A 19,537-nucleotide genomic window follows, 5' to 3' on the forward strand; every position below is an offset into this window, starting at 1 on the left:
CATTCACTCCACTCAAACTGGTTTCACGCCAGCTGAGAGCAGGGCGTTTTCAAATTTATCCATAAACACGTCCAGTTCTGCATCTGTGATCAGCAGGGACGGCAGCAGACGTAATACGCTGCCGTGACGTCCGCCACGCTCCAGAATCAGGCCGTTCTCAAAACATTTTTTCTGTACCAGCGCGGAGAGCTCGCCGTCTGCCGGGAAGCTGCCCATGTGATCAGCGGCTTCGTCAGGTTTCACCAGCTCAATGCCGATCATCAGACCCAGACCACGCACGTTGCCGATCACCGGGTAGCGCTGCTGCAGCTCGCCCAGTTTGCCTTTCAGCCATTCGCCCTGTGCAGCGACTTTGTCAGCGATGTTGTTATCTTTCAGCAGTTTCAGCGTAGTCAGGCCGGTCGCCATTGCGAGCTGGTTGCCACGGAAGGTGCCGGTGTGGTGGCCAGGAGACCAGGCGTCGAACTCTTTCTTAATGCCAAGTACCGCCAGTGGCAGACCGCCGCCGACCGCTTTTGACATCACGATGATGTCCGGCTCAATACCGGCGTGCTCAAAGGCGAAGAATTTACCGGTACGGGCAATGCCCGCCTGCACTTCGTCGATGATCAGCAGAATGCCATGCTCTTTGGTCACTTTACGGATGCGCTGCAGCCACTCAGCCGGAGCCGGGTTAACACCGCCTTCGCCCTGAACTGCTTCCAGAATGACGGCTGCCGGTTTGCGAACGCCGCTCTCAACGTCGTTGATCAGGTTTTCGAAGTAGTAGGTCAGCGCTTTCACGCCCGCTTCACCGCCAATGCCCAGCGGGCAGCGGTAGAGGTGCGGATAAGGCATGAACTGCACTTCCGGCATCAAGCCGTCGACGGCTTCTTTCGGTGACAGGTTGCCGGTAACAGACAGCGCGCCGTGGGTCATGCCGTGATACGCACCAGAGAAGCTGATGATGCCGGAACGACCGGTATGTTTTTTCGCCAGTTTCAGCGCAGCTTCAACGGCATCCGCGCCCGACGGGCCGGTAAACTGCAGGCAGTACTCTTTGCCCTGACCCGGTAATAACGAGAGCAGGTACTCAGAAAACGCATCTTTTAACGGCGTGGTTAAATCAAGAGTATGTAACGGCAAGCCGCTGGTAATGACATTTTGAATGCTCTGCAGAACGTCTGGATGGTTATGACCCAATGCCAGCGTTCCGGCACCTGCAAGACAGTCGAGATACTGATTATTCTCGACGTCTGTGATCCAGACACCCTGTGCTTTCGCAATCGCGAACGGCAATTTGCGAGGATAACTTCGAACGTTTGATTCAAATTCAGCCTGACGGGCTAAATAGGTTTCATTGGTTGCGTTTAAGTTCTGTGCATTCAAACTATCAATACGGACTTTATCCGTCATCATATCTCTCCTACAACCGGGACGGGCGTAGCGTCGCAGTTGAATAAATGTATTTAAATTGGGGTATGTGTTTTAAGCGCGGCCAATATAGGTGTTTTTAAGGTCCGACTCAACGTTTAATTTTATCGGCAGATAACAGATGCTTTGCTATAGGAATCAATCATTTGGTGAGTTTTTGAACGTATACATTATTGCCGCTTCGCTAGTCCGTTGTTAATAAGTGGCGTAAAAACACCAGCTTACCCGGCGCGGAGCGTGCTAAGTCAATGATAATAATCTGTGTAAATAGCTGTTTCCGGGGCAAAACGCTATCAAAAAGGGGCCTTTTCAGATGGAAAAAGCATAAGTCAGTTTGACTGAAGAAGCTGCATTTATAGCGGGTTAAAAGCGCAGACTAATTAAAATAATAAACCTTTTATTAACATTTAATTAAAATCTGGCGTTGTTAAAGCCTTTATAACGCGTCAGATCCACGTTACGACAGGAGATGATCAATAAACTGCGTTAAGTCAGCCATCCCTTCGCTTGCCTTTTTCTCCGACGGATTGATGGTCAGCAAATCGGCATAGCCGTTAAGCATCGCACTGATTTGCCGGGCGGTGCGCGGTATATCGGCACAACGCAGCGTTCCATCTGTGACGCCGTCACGAATTATCTCCTCCACCAGCGCCTGCCACGCTGCCGTCATTTGTTCTGCCAGCGCGGCATAGGCTTCGTGATGCGCAGCCATCTGCCAGAATGAAGCATAAAGTTGCCAGGTTGCATCCGGTGCGCTCGGCAGATGACTTTCGAACAGCGTCAGCAACCTCTGGCGGGGTGTGAGTAGAGTCAGGGAGTCAGCAAAATTTTCTAAATCCACGTGCATAAAGCGTTCAAGCGCTGCCAGGCAGAGCGTCTGCCAGTTGCTGAAATAGTGATAAATATGACTGCGTGAAATGCCCACCGACTCAGTGAGTTCCCGAGTGGTCACTTTTTCGATCCCTTTCTCGATAAATAACACTATCGCGGCATCCAGGATTTTGGTTCTCAGTGCTTCAGCTGACTCTTTCATCTCTCTCTCAATGAGTGTCACGTTGACTTTGAGCAACTGCTCAAATAGACTGCTTTTCGTTCTTGAGCAACCGCTCAAGACTCATGATATCAGAAACAGAAACTATGCATTCCTCAAAAACGATCCTGCCGGTAGCAAAACCCCGCAGCGCTATTCTGACATTAAAAATGCTCGGCCGTCGCCATAGCCGCAAGCTGTTCCTCACGCTGCTGCTGGTGGTGGCTGAAAATGTCATGTATCTCCTCTATCCGCTGCTGGCGGGCTTCGCTATTAATGCGATTCTCTCCGGCAGGACCTGGCATGCGGTGCTCTATGCGGTGATGGTGTTTACCATGTGGGCCATCGGAGCGGCACGACGCAGCGTCGATACCCGCACCTTTGCCCGTATTTACGCCGGGCTGGCCGTGCCGGTGATTGTGGCACAGCGTAACGAAAACCAGAGCGCTTCCACCATTGCCGCGCGGGTGGCCTTGTCACGCGAGTTTGTCGACTTTTTTGAGAAACATCTGCCGGTGCTGATTACCTCGCTGGCCTCTATGACCGGCGCCGCGGTGATGCTGCTGGCTATCGAGTTCTGGACCGGCGCGGGCTGTCTGGCGATCCTGCAGTTCTTCGCCTGTTTCCTGCCGGGATTTACCCGCAAAAACGATGTGCTGTTTGGTCGTCTGAATAACCGGCTGGAGAAAGAGGTGAGCTTTGTCAGCAACGCTAACGCTGCGTCACTGGACCGTCATTATGGCGTGCTGGCCAGCCTGCGGATCCGTCTCTCCGATCGGGAAGCCTGGGGTTATCTGGCCATCGGTAGCGTGGCAGCGCTGCTATTTGCTGTCACCATTGCGGTAATGTCGAACCGTGGCGGGACCAATGCGGGTCACATCTATTCGGTGATGACCTATATGTGGATGTTTGCCATGAGCCTGGATGATGGCCCACAGCTGCTGGAAAAATATTCCCAGCTGAAAGACATAGGTCGCCGGGTAAATACCGGCACGCACTGATTTGGCCGATTCATGCGCTGCCTTCTTTTGGGCGTTGTCTCAGTTGAGGGCTCAAGCAGCCGCCGAAGGGACCGGCGGCAACGGAGGTGAAGAATAACGAGCCGACTCGGGACCGAAAGCGATCACGGCTCAGGGGAGGGGCTAATAATCCAGCTCACCTGGCGCAAATGCTCTGAATGCGTTATCAGATGGCGTATAGCCCAGCACTTCTCGCGTCTGTGTCAGATCAAAGCGCTTAAAGCGGTTATCGGAAATGCCGTAGCCAATAAAGAAGGTGATCTTCTCTGCCTCGACAGCGCCAGTCAGCAATCTGACGGCATCTTCCGGACTCAGCCATGCGCTGTAATCCCGTGCATTATGCAGGCTGTTATCCAGTGCAGGTTCAAACGCCCCGATTCTTAATGCCACACAGCTCAAGCCGTGCTGGCTGGCATAGAAGGCGCAAAGTGCTTCACCATAACATTTGGTGACGCCATACAGATTCGCGGGAGAGACAGCCATGCCAGGATGTATCTGGACATCCGCCGGGTAGCCCTCAATGGTCTGCGCACTGCTGGCAAAGACCAGACGACGACAGCGGTGCTCAGCTGCTGCCTTGAGTATCCAGGTCGTAGAGAGAATATTGGCGGGCAGCAGATCGTCGAAACTGGCCTGCGCATCCGGGATACCGGCGAGGTGGATGACGGTATCGACAGGCTCTTCAGCCAGTAATTTCTCCGCCGCACCAGGTTGTGACAGATCCGCCACAATAAAACGATGGGGTGCGGGTATCGTGTAATCCGGCTCACGTAAATCGGTCAGGATAAAACGGTAGTTGTTCTGGCTGGCCGCAAAGAAAGTGCGCCCGATTCGCCCGCTGGCACCGGTAAGAAGGATAACTCTGGTCGTCATCTGCTGATTCCTGTTATGCAAAAGAAGCGCTGAGAGGTCAGTTAAACAGAGATTCACGACTCAGGCCTGCGTAGCTTTCCGGATTGTGATCTTAAACAGGTCGCTATGCGCCAGAGTGGCACGGATAAAGACCCATGTTACCGCAGCCTTCACTGTGCGCCAGATCACATAAATGGGTTGCTAAGCGCAGCCTGACTTTTTATAGTCTGCCCGCTTAAACCGGACGGGAACACGCTCTGCTTTATCTCTCCGCCTCACTTCAGTTTTTTCAGTTCTGGCCATTGGGAATCAATTTTGTTAAGAAAAAATCATAAAACCGACGATGCCGGTTTTGTCCGCTGGGCATTACTGGCCCTCGCGCTGGGCGGCTTTGGCATCGGTACCGGTGAGTTCATCATGATGGGCCTGCTGCCAGATGTTTCACGCTCCCTTGCGATTACCGAGCCGCAGGCGGGCAACGCCATCGCCAGTTACGCACTGGGCGTGGTGGTCGGTGCGCCGTTTATTGCGGTGCTGGCGGCGCGAATGGCACGTAAATCGCTGCTGCTGATCCTGATGGCGCTGTTCAGTATCGGTAATGTTGCCAGCGCGATGGCCGACAGCTATCACGGCCTGCTCGTGGCGCGTTTTCTGACCGGGCTGCCTCATGGCGCCTACTTTGGTGTGGCGTCGCTGGTGGCCGCTTCGCTGGTGCCGATTGAACGTCGTGGCCGCGCGCTGGCGTCACTGATGCTGGGACTGACGGTAGCGACCCTGATTGGTGTACCGCTGGGCTCCTGGATAGGGCAGTTATTTAGCTGGCACGTGGTGTTCACCTTTGTGGGCGCAATTGGACTGCTGACCTGCCTGCTGATTGGCCGCTATGTTCCTTACACGCCTGGCGATGTGGATGCGCATCCGCTGCGGGAACTGGGCGCGCTGAAAAACGCGCAGGTGCTGCTGACCCTGCTGGTGGGGGCGGTAGGATTTGGCGGGATGTTCGCTATCTTCAGTTATATCGCGCCGACACTGATTAACATTGCTGGCATCTCCCCCTCGCTGATCCCCTGGGCGATGGTGGCGTTTGGGCTGGGAATGATCATCGGTAATCTGGTGGGGGGCCGTCTGGCTGATGGCCCGGTGCTGAATATTATTGGCTGGACGCTGTTATGGAACGTGCTGGTGATGCTGGCCTTCCCGGTGCTGGTTCAGCATGTGGCAACTGGCCTGCTGGCCACATTCCTGATCGGCACCTGCTCAGTGCTGCTGCCGTCATTGCAGATTCGCCTGATGGATGTCGCCAATGAGTCGCAAACCCTGGCGGCTGCGATGAATCACTCGGCGCTGAACATTGCCAATGCGATGGGCGCGTATCTTGGGGGCCTGACGGTGTCGCTGGGCTATGGCTGGATCTCCACCGCGTGGGTGGGTGTTGCGCTGGGCGTGGCCGGTCTGATGGTCTTTGTGCTCACGGCGCGACATGCTGCCCGTCAGCAGACTCAACTGGCCTGAGTTCTATAAAGCAGGGCGCAGCGATAATGTTTATCGCTGCGCTTTATTAGTACAGGGCCGCCGTATTATTTTTCAGCAATAATTAACCGCATTATTATTTACTCTCTGACCGTTCAGCGAAAATTATCATTCTGTCAGCCCTGATATTTCAAAATGCTCGGAAAATCAACAAGGGCGCTCCGGACGTCTGGATGTTAAAAGTAAATTAAAATAATGTTTGCTAATGTCGGTGAGGCGTGGCTTAATAGCGTCATCGGTTTGGAACACAGACCTTATCAAAGCAGTTTTAGTAAAGCAGTCCTCAGTGCAAGCGATATCACAAGATACCCTTATTCATGAGTCTCCTCCTAAAAGCCTGGTAAGTTACCTTCTGAAAGACAGGCCATCTTCGCCACTTAGTGGCTCATAAATTAAGGAATTATCGATGTCTAATAAAATGACTGGTTTAGTAAAATGGTTTGACGCTGGTAAAGGTTTCGGTTTTATCTCTCCTCAGGATGGCAGCAAAGATGTATTCGTACATTTCTCTGCAATTCAGAGCAACGATTATAAAACTCTGGACGAAGGTCAGCAGGTCGAATTCACTATTGAAAACGGCGCTAAAGGTCCTTCAGCGGCAAACGTTGTCCCTATGTAAGCCTTAATTATCAATAGTGCTTATCAACGCGTGATGGCAACAGCCTCAGCAGATAAGCCTGATATTGATAATTAATTAAAACCCGCCTTGTGCGGGTTTTTTGCGTTTATGGTTTGCCAGATGCTTACGCGATGTTTTTTGCCCGCGCCAGATATCCGCGCGGGCCAGTAAAAAAATGTTCAGCGCACGCTGGCGACCAGCCATTGCTGCAATTCTGTCAGCTCCGCGCGTTGCTCCGGAAAATCCGCAATAAGCTGATTCAGCACCGGTTCAAGGGCATCGGGCCGATAGGTCACACCCTGCAACCGCTGCGCCAGCGCTTCCAGCGGCGCAGGGTTGAGGCTGTCGCTGAAAATCTGACAGCGGCTGATCACGCCGCGTTCTACATCGAAATGAATCTCCACACCACCCCAGACAAAACGCTGGTCCAGCAGATGCGAGAAATCGGGTGCCTGACCGAAATTCCACTCCCAGCTACTCTGCTTTGCGAACTGCTCTCTGAAACCCGGCAGATCGGGCAGGGCGTCGGGAGAGATCCTCTCTGGCTCACAGCGCTCACCGTAATAGTTGAAAAATGCGTCCGTCACCGCGGAGCAGATCGCCTGATAGCTGATACCCGGCGTTAATTCCGCCAGATTGGTCACTCTGGCGCGCACTGAGGTTATCCCTTTCGCCTGCAATTTCTTCACATCCGGATTAAGGTAATCCGCCAGGCGAGAGAGGTCGGCATCCATCAGAATAGTGCCGTGATGGAAACCGCGATCCGGCGTTTCACGGTAGGCTGAACCGGATATTTTGCGCAGTCCGTCAGCGGTGTTCACCACTAAGTCGTTACGGCCAGAGGCCTCCGCGGGTACGCCAAGCGAAGTCAGTGCGCGCAGGATGATCTCAGTCGAGACGCTTTTATCATACTCTGGCTTGCCGGCCATAAAGGTAAAACAGCAATTGCCGAGATCGTGAAATACCGCGCCACCGCCGCTGCTGCGACGCGCCAGCCGGATGCCATCTTCGGCCATGCGTCGGGTGTTGCACTCTTTCCACGGATTCTGTGCCCGCCCTATCACCACCGTCTCCGCATTACGCCACAAAAACAGCACCCGCTGGGTGGCCGGCATCTGGCGGAAAATGCACTCTTCTACCGCCAGGTTAAACCAGGGATCGTTGGATTCAGATAACAGTAAACGCAGCGTGGACATCGGTGACTCCCGTTCCTTAAGAGAAGAGGCCCATAAAGCAGGGCAGAAGGCAGAGTGTACCAGCCGGGAAACGGGACTACATGCCTCTTCATGCCGTGATGCTGCGGCAAAAAAAGATAAAATGCCGTCTGAAGGGTAATCGCGGCAGATTGGTGTACGACATTATGACAATATGGATAAGGAGTGTGCTGATTCCCCTGCTTATTTTCCCTTTTGAGAGAACAAAAATCGTATGAACGCTTCCGCTGGCATAGCGATGAAGATCACCGCTGCATTAAGTAGCACGCTGATGCTGGCCTGTGTAAAAGAACTCGATGGGGCGATACCGGTCGGCGAAGTAATATTTTTCCGCTCGCTGCTGGCACTGGTGCCGCTGTTAATCTGGTTGCGCTTGCAGGGCAGCGTGCTGGATGGCATTCGCACCCGCAATATCCGGGGGCATTTTGTGCGCGGGCTGGCCGGAACCGGTGGACTCTATTTCAGTTATCTGTCGCTGCTCTACATTTCTCTGACCGACGCCACGGCTATCAACTATGCCGCGCCGCTGTTTACCGTGCTGCTGGCGGCGCTATTTCTGCGCGAAAAAGTGCGTCACTATCGCTGGGTCGCGGTCTTTACCGGTTTCAGTGGCATTCTGGTGATGTTCTCCGGGCATCTCACACTGACACGCCAGGCAACATTTTCCCTTTCTGCATCGGCGGGTATTCTGCTGGCGTTGATGGCGGCCTTCTGTACCGCCTGTGCGCTGGTGCAGATCCGCTTTCTTAACGGCAAAGAGAAGCCGGGCGCCATCGCTTTCTGGTTCGCTATCACCACGGCCTTAACATCGCTGGTCACGCTGCCAGGCGGCTGGGAAGTGCCGCATGGCAATCAGCTGGCGTTACTGGTGGGATGTGGGCTGCTGGGCGGTATTACTCAGATTCTGATGACTCTGAGCCTGCGCTATGCTGAAGCGTCGTTGCTGGCCCCGTTCGACTACACCACCTTAATCTGGTCAGTGGCGGTGGGTTATCTGCTGCTCGGCAATCTGCCAACCTCCACTACGGTAATGGGTGCGATTCTGGTGGTGGCAGGCGGCCTTTACTCGGTGCTGTATGAGCGTTACCGCTTCCGTAAAGCGCGGGTAGTTAATGCCAGTCGTTGATCGGCCCGTCCGGCATCGTCTTGTTATTTCCAGAGTGATAACGCAGAGTTAATAATTTGTGATCGCGGCGAAGGAACCGAGGGCTGCATTCGTTTACGTTGTGAGCAATCAGAATGTAATCGATTACTTATTCGTGAGGTTCCCATGATTGCAACAGTGCAGGAGAGAGCAGGCCAGCAGGTGCAGCATAAGCTGCTGGTGCCGCGCCTCTCTCTGATGATGTTTATGCAGTTCTTTATCTGGGGCAGCTGGTCGGTGACGCTGGGGCTGGTAATGACTCGTCACAACATGCCGTTGTTGATTGGGGATGCGTTTTCGGCCGGACCTATCGCCTCAATTCTCTCGCCGTTTGTGCTCGGCATGCTGGTAGATCGCTTTTTTCCCTCGCAGAAAGTGATGGCGGTGATGAACCTTGCGGGCGCAGCGATTCTCTGGTTCGTGCCCCAGGCGCTAATCGCGGAGAATGGGGCGCAGCTGATCGCACTGTTGTTTGGCTATACGCTCTGCTTTATGCCGACGCTGGCGCTTTCAAATAATATCGCCTTTCACAGCCTCGCCAGCAGCGAGAAAAGCTTTCCCATCGTCAGAGTCTTCGGCACCATCGGCTGGATCGTGGCGGGGATCTTTATCGGTGTAACGGGCATTGCTGACAGCGTGGCAGTGTTCCAGCTGGCGGCGCTCTGTTCGGTACTGCTGGCGATCTACAGCCTGACGCTGCCACATACGCCGGCTCCGGCCAAAGGATTGCCGTTAAAAGTTCGCGATCTCTTCTGCGCCGATGCCTTCGCACTGCTGCGACTGCGTCATTTCCTGGTCTTCGCTGTATGTGCCACCCTGATCTCTATTCCGCTCGGCACCTACTACGCTTTTACCGCCTCCTGGCTGGCGGATGCCGGTATCCGGGAAGTCAGCACCCTGATGTCACTGGGTCAGATGTCTGAAATTGTTTTCATGCTGATCATTCCACTGCTGTTCCGCCGTCTTGGCGTGAAAGTCATGCTGCTGATTGGGATGACAGCGTGGTTTGTCCGCTATGCACTGTTTGCGCTGGGCATGAGTGATGAGACGCGCACGCTGATTTATCTGGGCATTCTGCTGCATGGCGTCTGCTATGACTTCTTCTTTGTGGTGGGATTCATCTACACCGATCGGATCGCCGGTGAAAAGGTCAAGGGGCAGGCGCAGAGCATGGTGGTGATGTTCACCTACGGCATCGGCATGCTGCTGGGATCGCAAATCTCAGGTGCGCTCTACAATCAGCTGGTGGCGGGTAACGCCAGCGCAGAGAGCTGGGCGATATTCTGGTGGATCCCTGCCGTGGCGGCTGCGGTGATTGCGATTATTTTCTTCTTCTCATTCAAATACCGTGATTAAGCGGTAACTGAACTCAGGAGTCACAGATGAAAACAGTTAAGGGACCCGGCATCTTCTTGTCTCAATTCATTACCACCCAGCCGCCTTTCAACTCGCTGACGGGGCTTGCGGAGTGGGCCGCCGGGCTGGGATACCGGGCACTGCAGATCCCCTGCCACCAGCCCGCTATTTTCAACCTTAAGCAGGCAGCGGTCAGCCAGACTTACTGCGACGAGGTGCGGGGAATACTGGCCGGTTTCGGGCTGGAGATCAGTGAGCTTTCAACGCATCTGGAAGGGCAACTGGTTGCCGTGAACCCCGCATACGATCTCGCTTTTGATAATTTTGCGCCTGCCGCGCTGCGAGGCGATCCCGCCCGGCGCACCGACTGGGCCATCGCTACGCTAAAGCGTGCGGCTGCTGCTTCTGAAAAACTCGGCCTGCGCGCACATGCCACTTTTTCCGGCTCGCTCGCCTGGCCCTGGTTTTATCCCTGGCCGCCGCACCATGAAGCGCTGTTTAATGAGGCGTTTGCTGAGCTGGCGCGCCGCTGGCTGCCGGTGCTGGACAGCTTTGACCATCACGGTGTGGACCTCTGCTATGAGATTCATCCCGGCGAAGACCTGCATGACGGTGTCACGTTTGAGCGATTTCTGACGCAAGTGAATCACCACCCGCGCTGCAATATCCTGTTCGATCCCAGCCATCTTCTTCTGCAACACATCGACTATCTGCAGTTCATGGACCTCTATCATCCGCGTATCAAAGCTTTTCACGTTAAGGATGCGGAGTACCAGTTAAATGGACGCAGCGGAGTGTATGGCGGTTATCAGCCGTGGCTGGCGCGCGCCGGACGCTTTCGCTCGCCGGGCGATGGCCAGATCGACTTCAGCCGCATTTTCAGCAAACTTGCCCAGTACGACTATGACGGCTGGGCGGTGCTGGAGTGGGAGTGCTGTCTGAAGGATGGCGAGACCGGGGCGCGTGAAGGGGCGGAATTTATCCGCCGGCATATTATCCCGGTGGCTGACCGCGCTTTTGATGATTTTGCTTTATCAGAGAACGCCCCTTCGGTGCGCCATCAGCTGGGTCTGGATCGCGACGTCTGAGGCGGCATGGATTCAAAGGTTTTCTGTGGGTGAGTTTTAAAAAAGAGGGATCGCTATGTCTATTCAGAAAATCGCTCGGATGGCGGGTGTTTCGGTTGCCACCGTTTCCCGTGTGTTGAATAACAGCGACAGCGTAAAACCGGCTAACCGGCAGAAAGTCCTTGAGGCAATCGAAGAGAGCAACTATCAGCCTAACCTGCTGGCGCGCCAGCTGCGTACGGCGCGCAGCTCGATGATTCTGGTACTGGTTTCCGATATCTCTAACCCATTCTGCGCAGAGGTGGTCAAAGGCATTGAGGAGCAGGCGGAGAGAAATGGCTATCGCATCCTGTTGTGTAACTCGGGCGCCGATATTGCCCGTTCGCGATCCAGCCTGCAACTGCTCTCCGGCAAGATGGTGGATGGCATTATCACCATGGATGCATTCAGCAAGCTGCCGGAGCTGAGCCAGCTGATAGGCAGGGCACCCTGGGTTCAGTGCGCCGAACATGATGATAATGGCCAGATCTCCTGCGTCGGGATTGATGATGACGTCGCTGCGCAGTCAGTGGTGCACTATCTGGCCGGACAGGGACGTCAGCGCATTGCGCTGATCAATCACGACCTCCGCTACCGATATGCCCGCCTGCGTCAGCAGGGCTACGCACATCAACTCAAAGAGCAACAACTGGCATGGCAGGCCATCGCTTACGCCAGTGAGTTAAGCTTCAGCGCCGGAAAAGCCGCGATGAATCAGCTGCTGGCGGGCGAGACACGACCGGACGCCGTGTTTGCGGTTTCCGATACGCTGGCAGCGGGTGCCATGGCGGCGATACAGCAGGCGGGTCTGCGGATACCTCAGGAGATTGCCGTGGTGGGTTTTGACGGCAGTGAACTGGCCGACATGGTATCGCCGCCGCTGACGACTCTGGCTCAGCCCTCCCGGGAGATTGGCCGTCGTGCCTGTGAGCTGGTGCTGCAAAAAATCATCCGGCCAGACTCTCCGCCACAATGTGTGATCATGCAGGGTGAGCTGGTGGTACGAGCCAGTAGCTGAAGGATTAATCCGCAAAACCTGGCCCCGCTATAACCTCGTCTTTATTGTCTACTAAAATGCGACAGTCATTGCCAGTTCACGCCATTGTGTGACTACCTGGTTTACTTATATGCTGTTTCCATCGAAGGGCATTCGCACTTCCCGAATCAACGAAGGGGCAGAATATGATTGAGCAAAGATTGTCAGAGCAACGCGGCGTGGGCGATCACGGCTGGCTGAATTCACGTCACACCTTCTCTTTTGCAAATTACTGGGATCCAAAGCAGGCGGGCTTTTCAGATCTGCTGGTGATCAATGATGATCGGGTAGCCAAAGGTCGCGGTTTTGGCGCCCATCCTCACAGCAACATGGAGATTATCTCCTATGTCCTGGAGGGCGCGCTGGAGCATAAAGACTCTATGGGCACCGGCTCTGTGATTGTTCCCGGGGATGTGCAGCTGATGAGTGCCGGTAGCGGTGTGACTCACAGTGAGTTCAACCACTCGGGTACCGAGGATGTTCACTTTCTGCAAATCTGGGTGGTGCCGGCAGAGAAAAATAGTCCGCCAGGCTACCAGCAGGTCTCCGTTAGCGAAGCGAATAAACGCGGTAATCTGCGACTGATTATTTCGCCGGAAGGTGAAAACGGGGCATTGCGGGTGCGCCAGGATATTCGCATCTATGCGGGACTGTTCCAGGGGGATGAGCAGCAGACAATCACTCTGCCGGACGACCGCTATGCGTATATTCATGTGGCGCGCGGCAGTGTCAGGGTAAATGGCCTGCAATTTAATGCCGGTGACGGTGCGCGGGTTCGCAATGAGAAAACCCTGTCGTTCAGTCACGGTGAAGGAGCGGAGGTGTTGTTATTCGATCTGCGTCCCAACGAAGTGAATCATCCAACCCGTTAAGGCGAAAACTGCGCGGCTTCCACCGCGCAGTTTTTTTTGCATCACTGTGCGTTAAGAAACGCCAGCAGATCCTGATTCAGTTGATCCTGATGCGTCACCGCAAAACCGTGCGGCGCATTGTCATAAACCTTGAGTTCAGCACCCTCAATCATCTCCGCCGCCACTTTGCCGGTGGATTCAAACGGAACGATCTGGTCGTTGCTGCCATGAATCACCAGCGTCGGCACATTCACTTTCGCTACGTCAGCACGGAAATCGGTCTCAGCAAAAGCGGTGACGCAATCAACAGTGCTCTTCAGCGAAGCGAGCAGCGCGATGTTCAGCGTCTGCGTCATGACGCCATCAGAAACGGTCTGTCCGGCATTGGTACCATAAAACGGCGTAGCGAATTCTTTGATAAACTGCGCGCGATCCTTAAGCAGGCCATCACGAATCCCTTCAAACACCGACATATCGACACCCTGCGGGTAGTCTGCCGTTTTGCCAAAGATTGGCGTGACGGCACCCAGCAGCACCAGTGCCGCGACGCGATCGCTGCCATAGCTGCCGATATAGCGTGTGACGTCGCCGCCACCCATTGAGAAACCCACCAGCGTCACATTCTGCAGGTCGAGATGGGTGATTAAATCGTTGATGTCAGAAGCAAAGGTATCGTAGTTATTACCGGTCCAGGGCTGATCAGAACGACCAAATCCACGACGGTCAAAGGCGATAACCCGATAACCGTGCTCCGCCAGGAAGTTCATCTGGCTGTCCCACATATCGGCATCCAGCGGCCAGCCGTGGCTGAACAGAACCGGCTTACCGGTGCCCCAGTCTTTAAAGTAGATCTGTGTGCCGTCGGTCGTTTTAAAGGTGCTCATGGTATTGCCCTCTGTATGACGTGATGGATGAAAAGATGGTGTGCCAGTCACGCTGGCGCCACCAGATAGCGAACCTCGGGTGAATGTTCACCCTGATGAAAAGCGAAAACCCGTCGCTCTATCTTTTTGTCGTTGATGGTGTAGCGCTCTTTCTGACGCAGATGCTCAACCCAGGAGCCGACGACAAAGGTCTCAACGAAAATGCCGGGCTGCAGAATATCTTCATACAGTGACCAGTTGATGGCGCCACCGCGACGCCTGACCCGACGCATATCCTGCATGCAGACGGTAAAGGCATGTGCATCATCAATAGTAATACGGTATTCGTAATTCACCATCACCGGGCCGCGTTCGTGACGAATATCCAGTGCGGGCGCGTTAACGCCATCACCAATCATATCGAGATTGAGGTCGGGATCCTGGTCGAGACGCCAGCGCCAGACGGTGCTGCTGGCCAGCACCATGCCCAGTGCGGCGATGCAGAGCGACAGCGGAATGCTGAAGTGCGAGGCGAGCTGTCCCCAGAGTGCGCTGCCAGCGGTCATGGAGCCGAAGAACACCGTCAGATAGACCGCCAGCGCGCGGGCTTTTACCCATTTCGCGGCGCTGCGCTGTGCGCCGAGATTCAGCGTCGAGAGCACGGCAATCCAGGCAAATCCGGTAAAAAATTCAAACGCATTCAGTAGCCAGAAGTGGCGTACAAAAGCCAGCGCCAGCATGGTCAGGGCGAAAACAAGACTGGCGAGTACCATCAGGCGATCGGAGCTCAGGCGACGACGCAGGCGTGGCAACAGCACCGCGCCGGTAATCGCGCCAACACCGATACAGGCCAGCATGATGCCGTAGCCGCCAGGGCCCAGGCCGAGTTCACGACGCGCCACCAGCGGCAGCAATGCCCAGCCCGCACTGCCAAACAGGAAGAAGGCAAAGGTTCGCACCAGCACATTACGCAACACCGGTGCCGCGTGAACGTAGCGCAGTCCGGCACGCACCGCCGGAAAGAAGTGCTCAGGCGGGAGGCGCTGCACGCTCGGCTCCGCCTTCCAGCGCCAGAGCACCCAGGTGACGCCCAGCACTGATAGCGCATTGAGCAGGAAGACCATCCAGGGACCAGTGAACGAGAGGATCAGGCCACCCAGCGCCGGGCCGATGGCACGACTGATATTAATACCGAGTGAGTTAAGGGCAATGGCCGCGCCCAGCTCCGGTTTCGACACCAGATCCGGCACCACCGCCTGAAATGGCGGTGAACTCATGGCGGCACCGGCGCTCAGCAAGAAGGCTGCCACCAGCAGCACCTCGGGAGTGACATGGCCGGTCCAGGCGAGCACCGTCAGTCCACAGGCGGCGATAAAGGTCCATAGCTGGGAAAACAGCAGATATTTGCGGCGGTCAACGATATCCGCCATCACGCCTGATGGCAGCGCGAACAGGAACATCGGCAGGCTGCTGGCCGCCTGCACCAGCGCCACGGCCAGCGGATCGGCACTCAGCGTCAGCATGCTCCAGTTCACACCCACATCGTTCATCCATGAACCGATATTGGAGACGACGGTGGCGATCCACAGCATGCGGAACACCGGCCTGCGTAGCGGCTGTAACGGCGAAATCTCGCCAGCGGCCTGGACCTCATGCTGCTCCTGCTCCAGCTGGTGGATATCATTAACCTGCGCCATGACGAACCCCCTGATGTTTCACCGCGCCGATTCGCCAGCCGCCAGGCCCGGTCAGCGCCAGCGTGGTAAAGATAATCAGCAGCAGCCAGCCGAACTGGCCTTCCGCCAGTGACCAGCCAGGGTGTACCACCAGCATCGCGACCAGCAGCACCGCGATGATCGGCAGGCAGGCAATCCGGGTACCCCAGCCGAGAATAATAAAGATCGGGCAGATGACTTCTGCCACTATCGCTGGCAGCAGGCTCATCATCGGTCCCAGACCAAACGGGTCTTCTATACGCGTCAGTTCTTCGCTGAAATGCAGAATTTTCGGCAGTCCATGCACCTTTAACAGCAGCAGGCTGCCGGTCAGGCGCAGGAAGAACAGCCCCGCGTTGATGCGGGGCGATTGAGTGATAGCGTTATTCATGATTAAAACGCGAAGCAGCTGCAGCCGAGCGCGCCCCAGAAGGCGTTATCTTCGGCAACCGGAACGCTGGAACCACGGGCGATCTCATGCGAGTGGCGATGAACACCGCAGGGGCCACTGCAGTGGTGCACGGTGGGCATCATACCCGCACGGCTCTGCGCAACCGGCGGAGCGCTGCGATAGTGACCTGGCACATTCACCACCGGTGACCACTCAGGCAGAACCGGAATAGCGGGCGGTGCATCCGCGCTGAACGATCCGGCGGCATAGACAATATTGCCATCCACCACCGTCAGCACTGACTCAATGCCTTTAATTTCCTCTTCCGGCACGCTGAAGAAGTCTTTGCTCAGCACGGCCAGATCCGCCAGAAGACCTACCTGAATCCGACCTTTTTTATTTTGTTCGCTGGAGAACCAGGCGCTGCCCTGTGTCCAGAGCATCAGCGCCGTTTCACGGTCAAGGCGGGCATTGACGTCATACATCTGCATGCCGCCCACGGTGCGACCGGAAACCAGCCAGTAGAGCGCGGTCCAGGGGTTATAACTGGCGACGCGGGTTGCATCGGTGCCGAGTCCGACCGGGACGCCGGTTTCCAGCATTTTCTGAACCGGTGGGGTATGGCGGGTGGCTTCAATACCGTAGCGTTCGGCAAAGTATTCGCCCTGGAATGCCATGCGATGCTGCACTGCAATACCACCGCCCAGCTCTTTGATACGATCGATATTGCGCTGAGTAACGGTTTCCGCGTGGTCAAAGAACCAGTGCAGACCATTAAACGGGATATCGCGGTTGACCTTCTCAAAGACATCCAGCATCCGGCTGATCGACTCGTCATAGGTTGCATGCAGCCGGAAAGGCCAGCGATGTTCCACCAGATGACGCACCACGCGCTCCAGTTCATCCTCCATGCCAGGCGCTAAGTCCGGACGTGGCTCCAGAAAATCTTCGAAGTCGGCGGCCGAGAACACCAGCATTTCGCCTGCGCCGTTGTGACGGAAATAGTCGCTGCCCTGACCTGGCGTCAGCATGTCTGTCCACTTCTCAAAATCTTCCAGTTCATGACCCGGACGCTGAGTGAAGAGGTTGTAGGCGATACGCAGCGTCATCTGCTTTTTCTGATGCAGTTCAGCGATCACTTCGTAATCTTCGGGATAGTTCTGGAAGCCGCCGCCCGCATCAATGGCGCTGGTCAGACCCAGTCGATTCAGCTCGCGCATAAACTGACGGGTCGAGTTGATCTGCTGTTCCAGCGGCAGTTTCGGTCCTTTGGCCAGGGTGGCGTAGAGGATCATCGCATTGGGACGGGCGATCAGCAGGCCGGTGGGATTGCCGTTGCTGTCGCGCTGGATTTCGCCACCCGGCGGGTTCGGTGTCTCTTTGGTGTAGCCGACGACTTTCAGCGCTGCGCGGTTGAGCAGGGCGCGGTCATAAAGATGCAGCACGAAGACTGGCGTATCGGGGGCCGCCTCGTTGATCTCATCCAGCGTCGGCATCCGGCGCTCGGCAAACTGGAACTCGGTCCAGCCGCCTACCACACGCACCCACTGCGGTGACGGCGTGCGCAGCGCCTGCTCTTTCAGCATCCGCAGCGCATCGGCAACCGACGGAACCCCTTCCCAGCGCAGCTCAAGGTTGTAGTTCAGACCACCACGTATCAGGTGCAGGTGGGAATCGTTCAGGCCCGGCACGGCGGTGTGACCTTTCAGATCGATCACTTTAGTGCCGTCGCAGTGATACTCCATCGCCTCCGCCAGTGTGCCTACCGCAACGAATTTGCCATCACGAATCGCAACCGCTTCTGCCACCGGATTGCTGCGGTCAACAGTATGAAATTTGCCATGGGTCAGTATCAGTTCTGCTTTACCCAGCGTAACCATAGATCCTCCTCAACGGGGTTGTCCGACGTAGTGCGGGACAGGAAGTGCCGCAGATAACAGGGCACGAATAAGCCGGATTATGGTGAGCGGGTTAATGCGTCGTCTAGTTATACAGAGGGATACCTATACCTTCGTATAGTTATACGCAGAGATAATAGTTTGCCTTCGCCCGTCGCCCTACACTGCGACCAGACAGCCAGCAGCAGGACGTTAAACCTGCACTGACCGTCCTTTTGCTCCGCGCCAATTGGCGAAAATTCCGTTACATAACCTCTATGGGTGAACGCATGTCCAACGCTAAGCTTGAAGTCCTCACGCCACATAACAGCCAGATTATTTTCATCGACCAGCAGCCGCAGATGGCCTTTGGCGTGCAGTCGATTGACCGCCAGGTGCTGAAAAACAACACCGTTGCGCTGGCGAAGGCGGCGAAAGTCTTCAATATCCCCACCATCATTACCACTGTCGAAACCGAAAGCTTCTCGGGCCACACCTATCCTGAACTGCTGGATGTGTTTCCGGGTCAGGACATTCTGGAGCGCAGCTCAATGAACTCCTGGGATGACCAGAAAGTGCGTGATGCGCTGGCCGCGAACGGCAAGAAAAAAGTGGTGGTGTCCGGTCTCTGGACGGAAGTGTGTAACAACAGCTTTGCGCTGTGCGCAATGCTGGAAGGGGATTACGAGATTTATATGGTGGCGGATGCGTCAGGCGGCACCACCAAAGAAGCGCACGACTACGCGATGCAGCGCATGATTCAGGCGGGTGTGGTGCCGGTCACCTGGCAGCAGGTCATGCTGGAGTGGCAGCGTGACTGGGCCAACCGTGACACTTACGATGCGGTGATGAACATCGCCAAAGAGCATTCAGGTGCCTATGGCATTGGTGTGGATTATGCCTACACCATGGTACACAAAGCGCCGTCACGTCAGAAAAGTGAACACCGTACCCTGGCACCGGTTCACGCACCGGTCCGCTAAGGGACGTCCTGCTGATCGGCTTTCTTCTGCCGGTCAGCAGGCATAACAGGAGTCCGGTTATGAATCCTTTACTGCTTTCTCTGGCTGCAGGGGTATTGATTGGCCTGCTTTACGGCCTGCTAAAGGTGCGTTCACCGGCTCCGCCCGCGATTGCGCTGGTGGGGTTGCTGGGGATGTTGCTGGGTGGGGCGCTGGTGCACGCAGTCTTGCCCGCAGAGCATGCGACCACCCTGCAGCAATCCGATGCGCCGTTTGTTACACCTGTTTCGCGGGTAAGCTGAACATGTTGAAATCCTACATTATTTCTCTCACGGTGGGGCTGCTTGCCGGGGTAATCTATGCCCTGATCAACGTGAACTCTCCGGCACCGCCGGTTATTGCTTTAGTGGGGCTGTTTGGCATGCTGGTGGGTGAGCAGTTGATTCCGCTGGTTACGCGTCTGTTCCGCCGTCAGCCGGTGACGCTGAAGTGGTTTCGCCATGAGTGTGTGCCAAAAATCAGTGGGACACCGCCACCCGATGGCGATGACCACCCTTAA

The 19,537-nt window shown here is 55.6% G+C and carries 19 protein-coding genes; 11 read left to right on the forward strand and 8 right to left on the reverse strand.

The window, feature by feature from the left end:
• Positions 1-12: 12 nt before the first annotated feature.
• Together LC417_RS12195 and LC417_RS12200 are read right to left on the reverse strand one after the other, a co-directional pair.
• Positions 13-1,398: a diaminobutyrate--2-oxoglutarate transaminase gene (locus tag LC417_RS12195; RefSeq protein ID WP_022624771.1), complete on the reverse strand. Its 1,386-nt coding sequence runs from the start codon at positions 1,396-1,398 to the stop codon at positions 13-15.
• Positions 1,399-1,870: 472 nt separating this feature from the next.
• Positions 1,871-2,446 carry a TetR/AcrR family transcriptional regulator gene (locus LC417_RS12200; RefSeq protein ID WP_010670320.1) on the reverse strand — a complete coding sequence of 192 codons (576 nt, stop codon included), beginning with the start codon at positions 2,444-2,446 and terminating at the stop codon, positions 1,871-1,873.
• Between the two features lie 104 nt (positions 2,447-2,550).
• On the opposite strand from LC417_RS12200, the gene LC417_RS12205 reads away from it, so the two are divergent.
• Positions 2,551-3,444 (forward strand): ABC transporter six-transmembrane domain-containing protein, encoded by an 894-nt coding sequence (locus LC417_RS12205; RefSeq protein WP_223565898.1) that lies wholly within the window; start codon positions 2,551-2,553, stop codon positions 3,442-3,444.
• A 141-nt stretch (positions 3,445-3,585) separates the two neighbouring features.
• Here LC417_RS12205 and LC417_RS12210 read toward each other — a convergent pair whose 3' ends face one another.
• The gene (locus tag LC417_RS12210) at positions 3,586-4,335 is read right to left on the reverse strand and encodes an NAD(P)-dependent oxidoreductase (protein ID WP_052271581.1); all 750 of its coding nucleotides are present in this window, start codon (positions 4,333-4,335) and stop codon (positions 3,586-3,588) included.
• 294 nt (positions 4,336-4,629) lie between these two features.
• Between LC417_RS12210 and LC417_RS12215 the strand changes: the two genes are divergently transcribed.
• Entirely contained in the window at positions 4,630-5,826 is a 1,197-nt protein-coding gene (locus tag LC417_RS12215; RefSeq protein ID WP_033760352.1) for an MFS transporter, read from the forward strand.
• Between the two features lie 424 nt (positions 5,827-6,250).
• A complete protein-coding gene (gene cspA / locus LC417_RS12220; RefSeq protein ID WP_003855207.1) occupies positions 6,251-6,463 on the forward strand; it encodes an RNA chaperone/antiterminator CspA in 213 nt (70 codons plus the stop codon).
• A 179-nt stretch (positions 6,464-6,642) separates the two neighbouring features.
• Here cspA and LC417_RS12225 read toward each other — a convergent pair whose 3' ends face one another.
• The gene (locus LC417_RS12225; protein WP_010247208.1) at positions 6,643-7,659 is read right to left on the reverse strand and encodes a lipoate--protein ligase A; all 1,017 of its coding nucleotides are present in this window, start codon (positions 7,657-7,659) and stop codon (positions 6,643-6,645) included.
• 232 nt (positions 7,660-7,891) lie between these two features.
• Between LC417_RS12225 and LC417_RS12230 the strand changes: the two genes are divergently transcribed.
• The 5 genes from LC417_RS12230 (at position 7,892) to LC417_RS12250 (ending at position 13,191) form a co-directional block, all read left to right on the forward strand.
• Positions 7,892-8,803, forward strand: a complete 912-nt coding sequence (locus LC417_RS12230) for a DMT family transporter (RefSeq protein ID WP_223565899.1) — start codon at positions 7,892-7,894, stop codon at positions 8,801-8,803.
• Between the two features lie 144 nt (positions 8,804-8,947).
• A complete protein-coding gene (locus LC417_RS12235) occupies positions 8,948-10,177 on the forward strand; it encodes an MFS transporter (RefSeq protein ID WP_122459824.1) in 1,230 nt (409 codons plus the stop codon).
• 26 nt (positions 10,178-10,203) lie between these two features.
• Positions 10,204-11,265 (forward strand): sugar phosphate isomerase/epimerase, encoded by a 1,062-nt coding sequence (locus LC417_RS12240; protein WP_223565900.1) that lies wholly within the window; start codon positions 10,204-10,206, stop codon positions 11,263-11,265.
• A 55-nt stretch (positions 11,266-11,320) separates the two neighbouring features.
• Positions 11,321-12,301: a LacI family DNA-binding transcriptional regulator gene (locus LC417_RS12245; protein WP_223565901.1), complete on the forward strand. Its 981-nt coding sequence runs from the start codon at positions 11,321-11,323 to the stop codon at positions 12,299-12,301.
• A 164-nt stretch (positions 12,302-12,465) separates the two neighbouring features.
• Positions 12,466-13,191 (forward strand): pirin family protein, encoded by a 726-nt coding sequence (locus tag LC417_RS12250; RefSeq protein ID WP_223565902.1) that lies wholly within the window; start codon positions 12,466-12,468, stop codon positions 13,189-13,191.
• A gap of 41 nt (positions 13,192-13,232) precedes the next feature.
• On the opposite strand, the gene LC417_RS12255 is transcribed toward LC417_RS12250, so the two are convergent.
• The 4 genes from LC417_RS12255 to LC417_RS12270 are packed head-to-tail and all read right to left on the reverse strand — an operon-like array spanning position 13,233 to position 18,019.
• Positions 13,233-14,054, reverse strand: coding sequence for an alpha/beta fold hydrolase (locus LC417_RS12255; RefSeq protein ID WP_010247190.1), 822 nt, complete (start codon positions 14,052-14,054; stop codon positions 13,233-13,235).
• 47 nt (positions 14,055-14,101) lie between these two features.
• Positions 14,102-15,730, reverse strand: coding sequence for an MFS transporter (locus tag LC417_RS12260; RefSeq protein ID WP_223565903.1), 1,629 nt, complete (start codon positions 15,728-15,730; stop codon positions 14,102-14,104).
• Positions 15,717-16,139 carry a DoxX family protein gene (locus LC417_RS12265; protein WP_223565904.1) on the reverse strand — a complete coding sequence of 141 codons (423 nt, stop codon included), beginning with the start codon at positions 16,137-16,139 and terminating at the stop codon, positions 15,717-15,719. The genes LC417_RS12260 and LC417_RS12265 overlap by 14 nt, the downstream gene beginning before the upstream one ends.
• A 2-nt stretch (positions 16,140-16,141) precedes the next feature.
• Positions 16,142-18,019, reverse strand: a complete 1,878-nt coding sequence (locus tag LC417_RS12270) for an amidohydrolase (RefSeq protein WP_060679136.1) — start codon at positions 18,017-18,019, stop codon at positions 16,142-16,144.
• 287 nt (positions 18,020-18,306) lie between these two features.
• On the opposite strand from LC417_RS12270, the gene LC417_RS12275 reads away from it, so the two are divergent.
• The 3 genes from LC417_RS12275 to LC417_RS12285 are packed head-to-tail and all read left to right on the forward strand — an operon-like array spanning position 18,307 to position 19,537.
• Positions 18,307-18,999 (forward strand): hydrolase, encoded by a 693-nt coding sequence (locus LC417_RS12275; protein WP_010670331.1) that lies wholly within the window; start codon positions 18,307-18,309, stop codon positions 18,997-18,999.
• 59 nt (positions 19,000-19,058) lie between these two features.
• Complete coding sequence (locus LC417_RS12280) at positions 19,059-19,280, forward strand: XapX domain-containing protein (protein WP_022624301.1); 222 nt, start codon at positions 19,059-19,061, stop codon at positions 19,278-19,280.
• A gap of 2 nt (positions 19,281-19,282) precedes the next feature.
• Positions 19,283-19,537, forward strand: a complete 255-nt coding sequence (locus LC417_RS12285; protein WP_223565905.1) for a XapX domain-containing protein — start codon at positions 19,283-19,285, stop codon at positions 19,535-19,537.

This window comes from Pantoea sp. OVA07A, from assembly GCF_019969975.1.
In the GTDB taxonomy this organism is placed as follows: domain Bacteria; phylum Pseudomonadota; class Gammaproteobacteria; order Enterobacterales; family Enterobacteriaceae; genus Pantoea; species Pantoea agglomerans.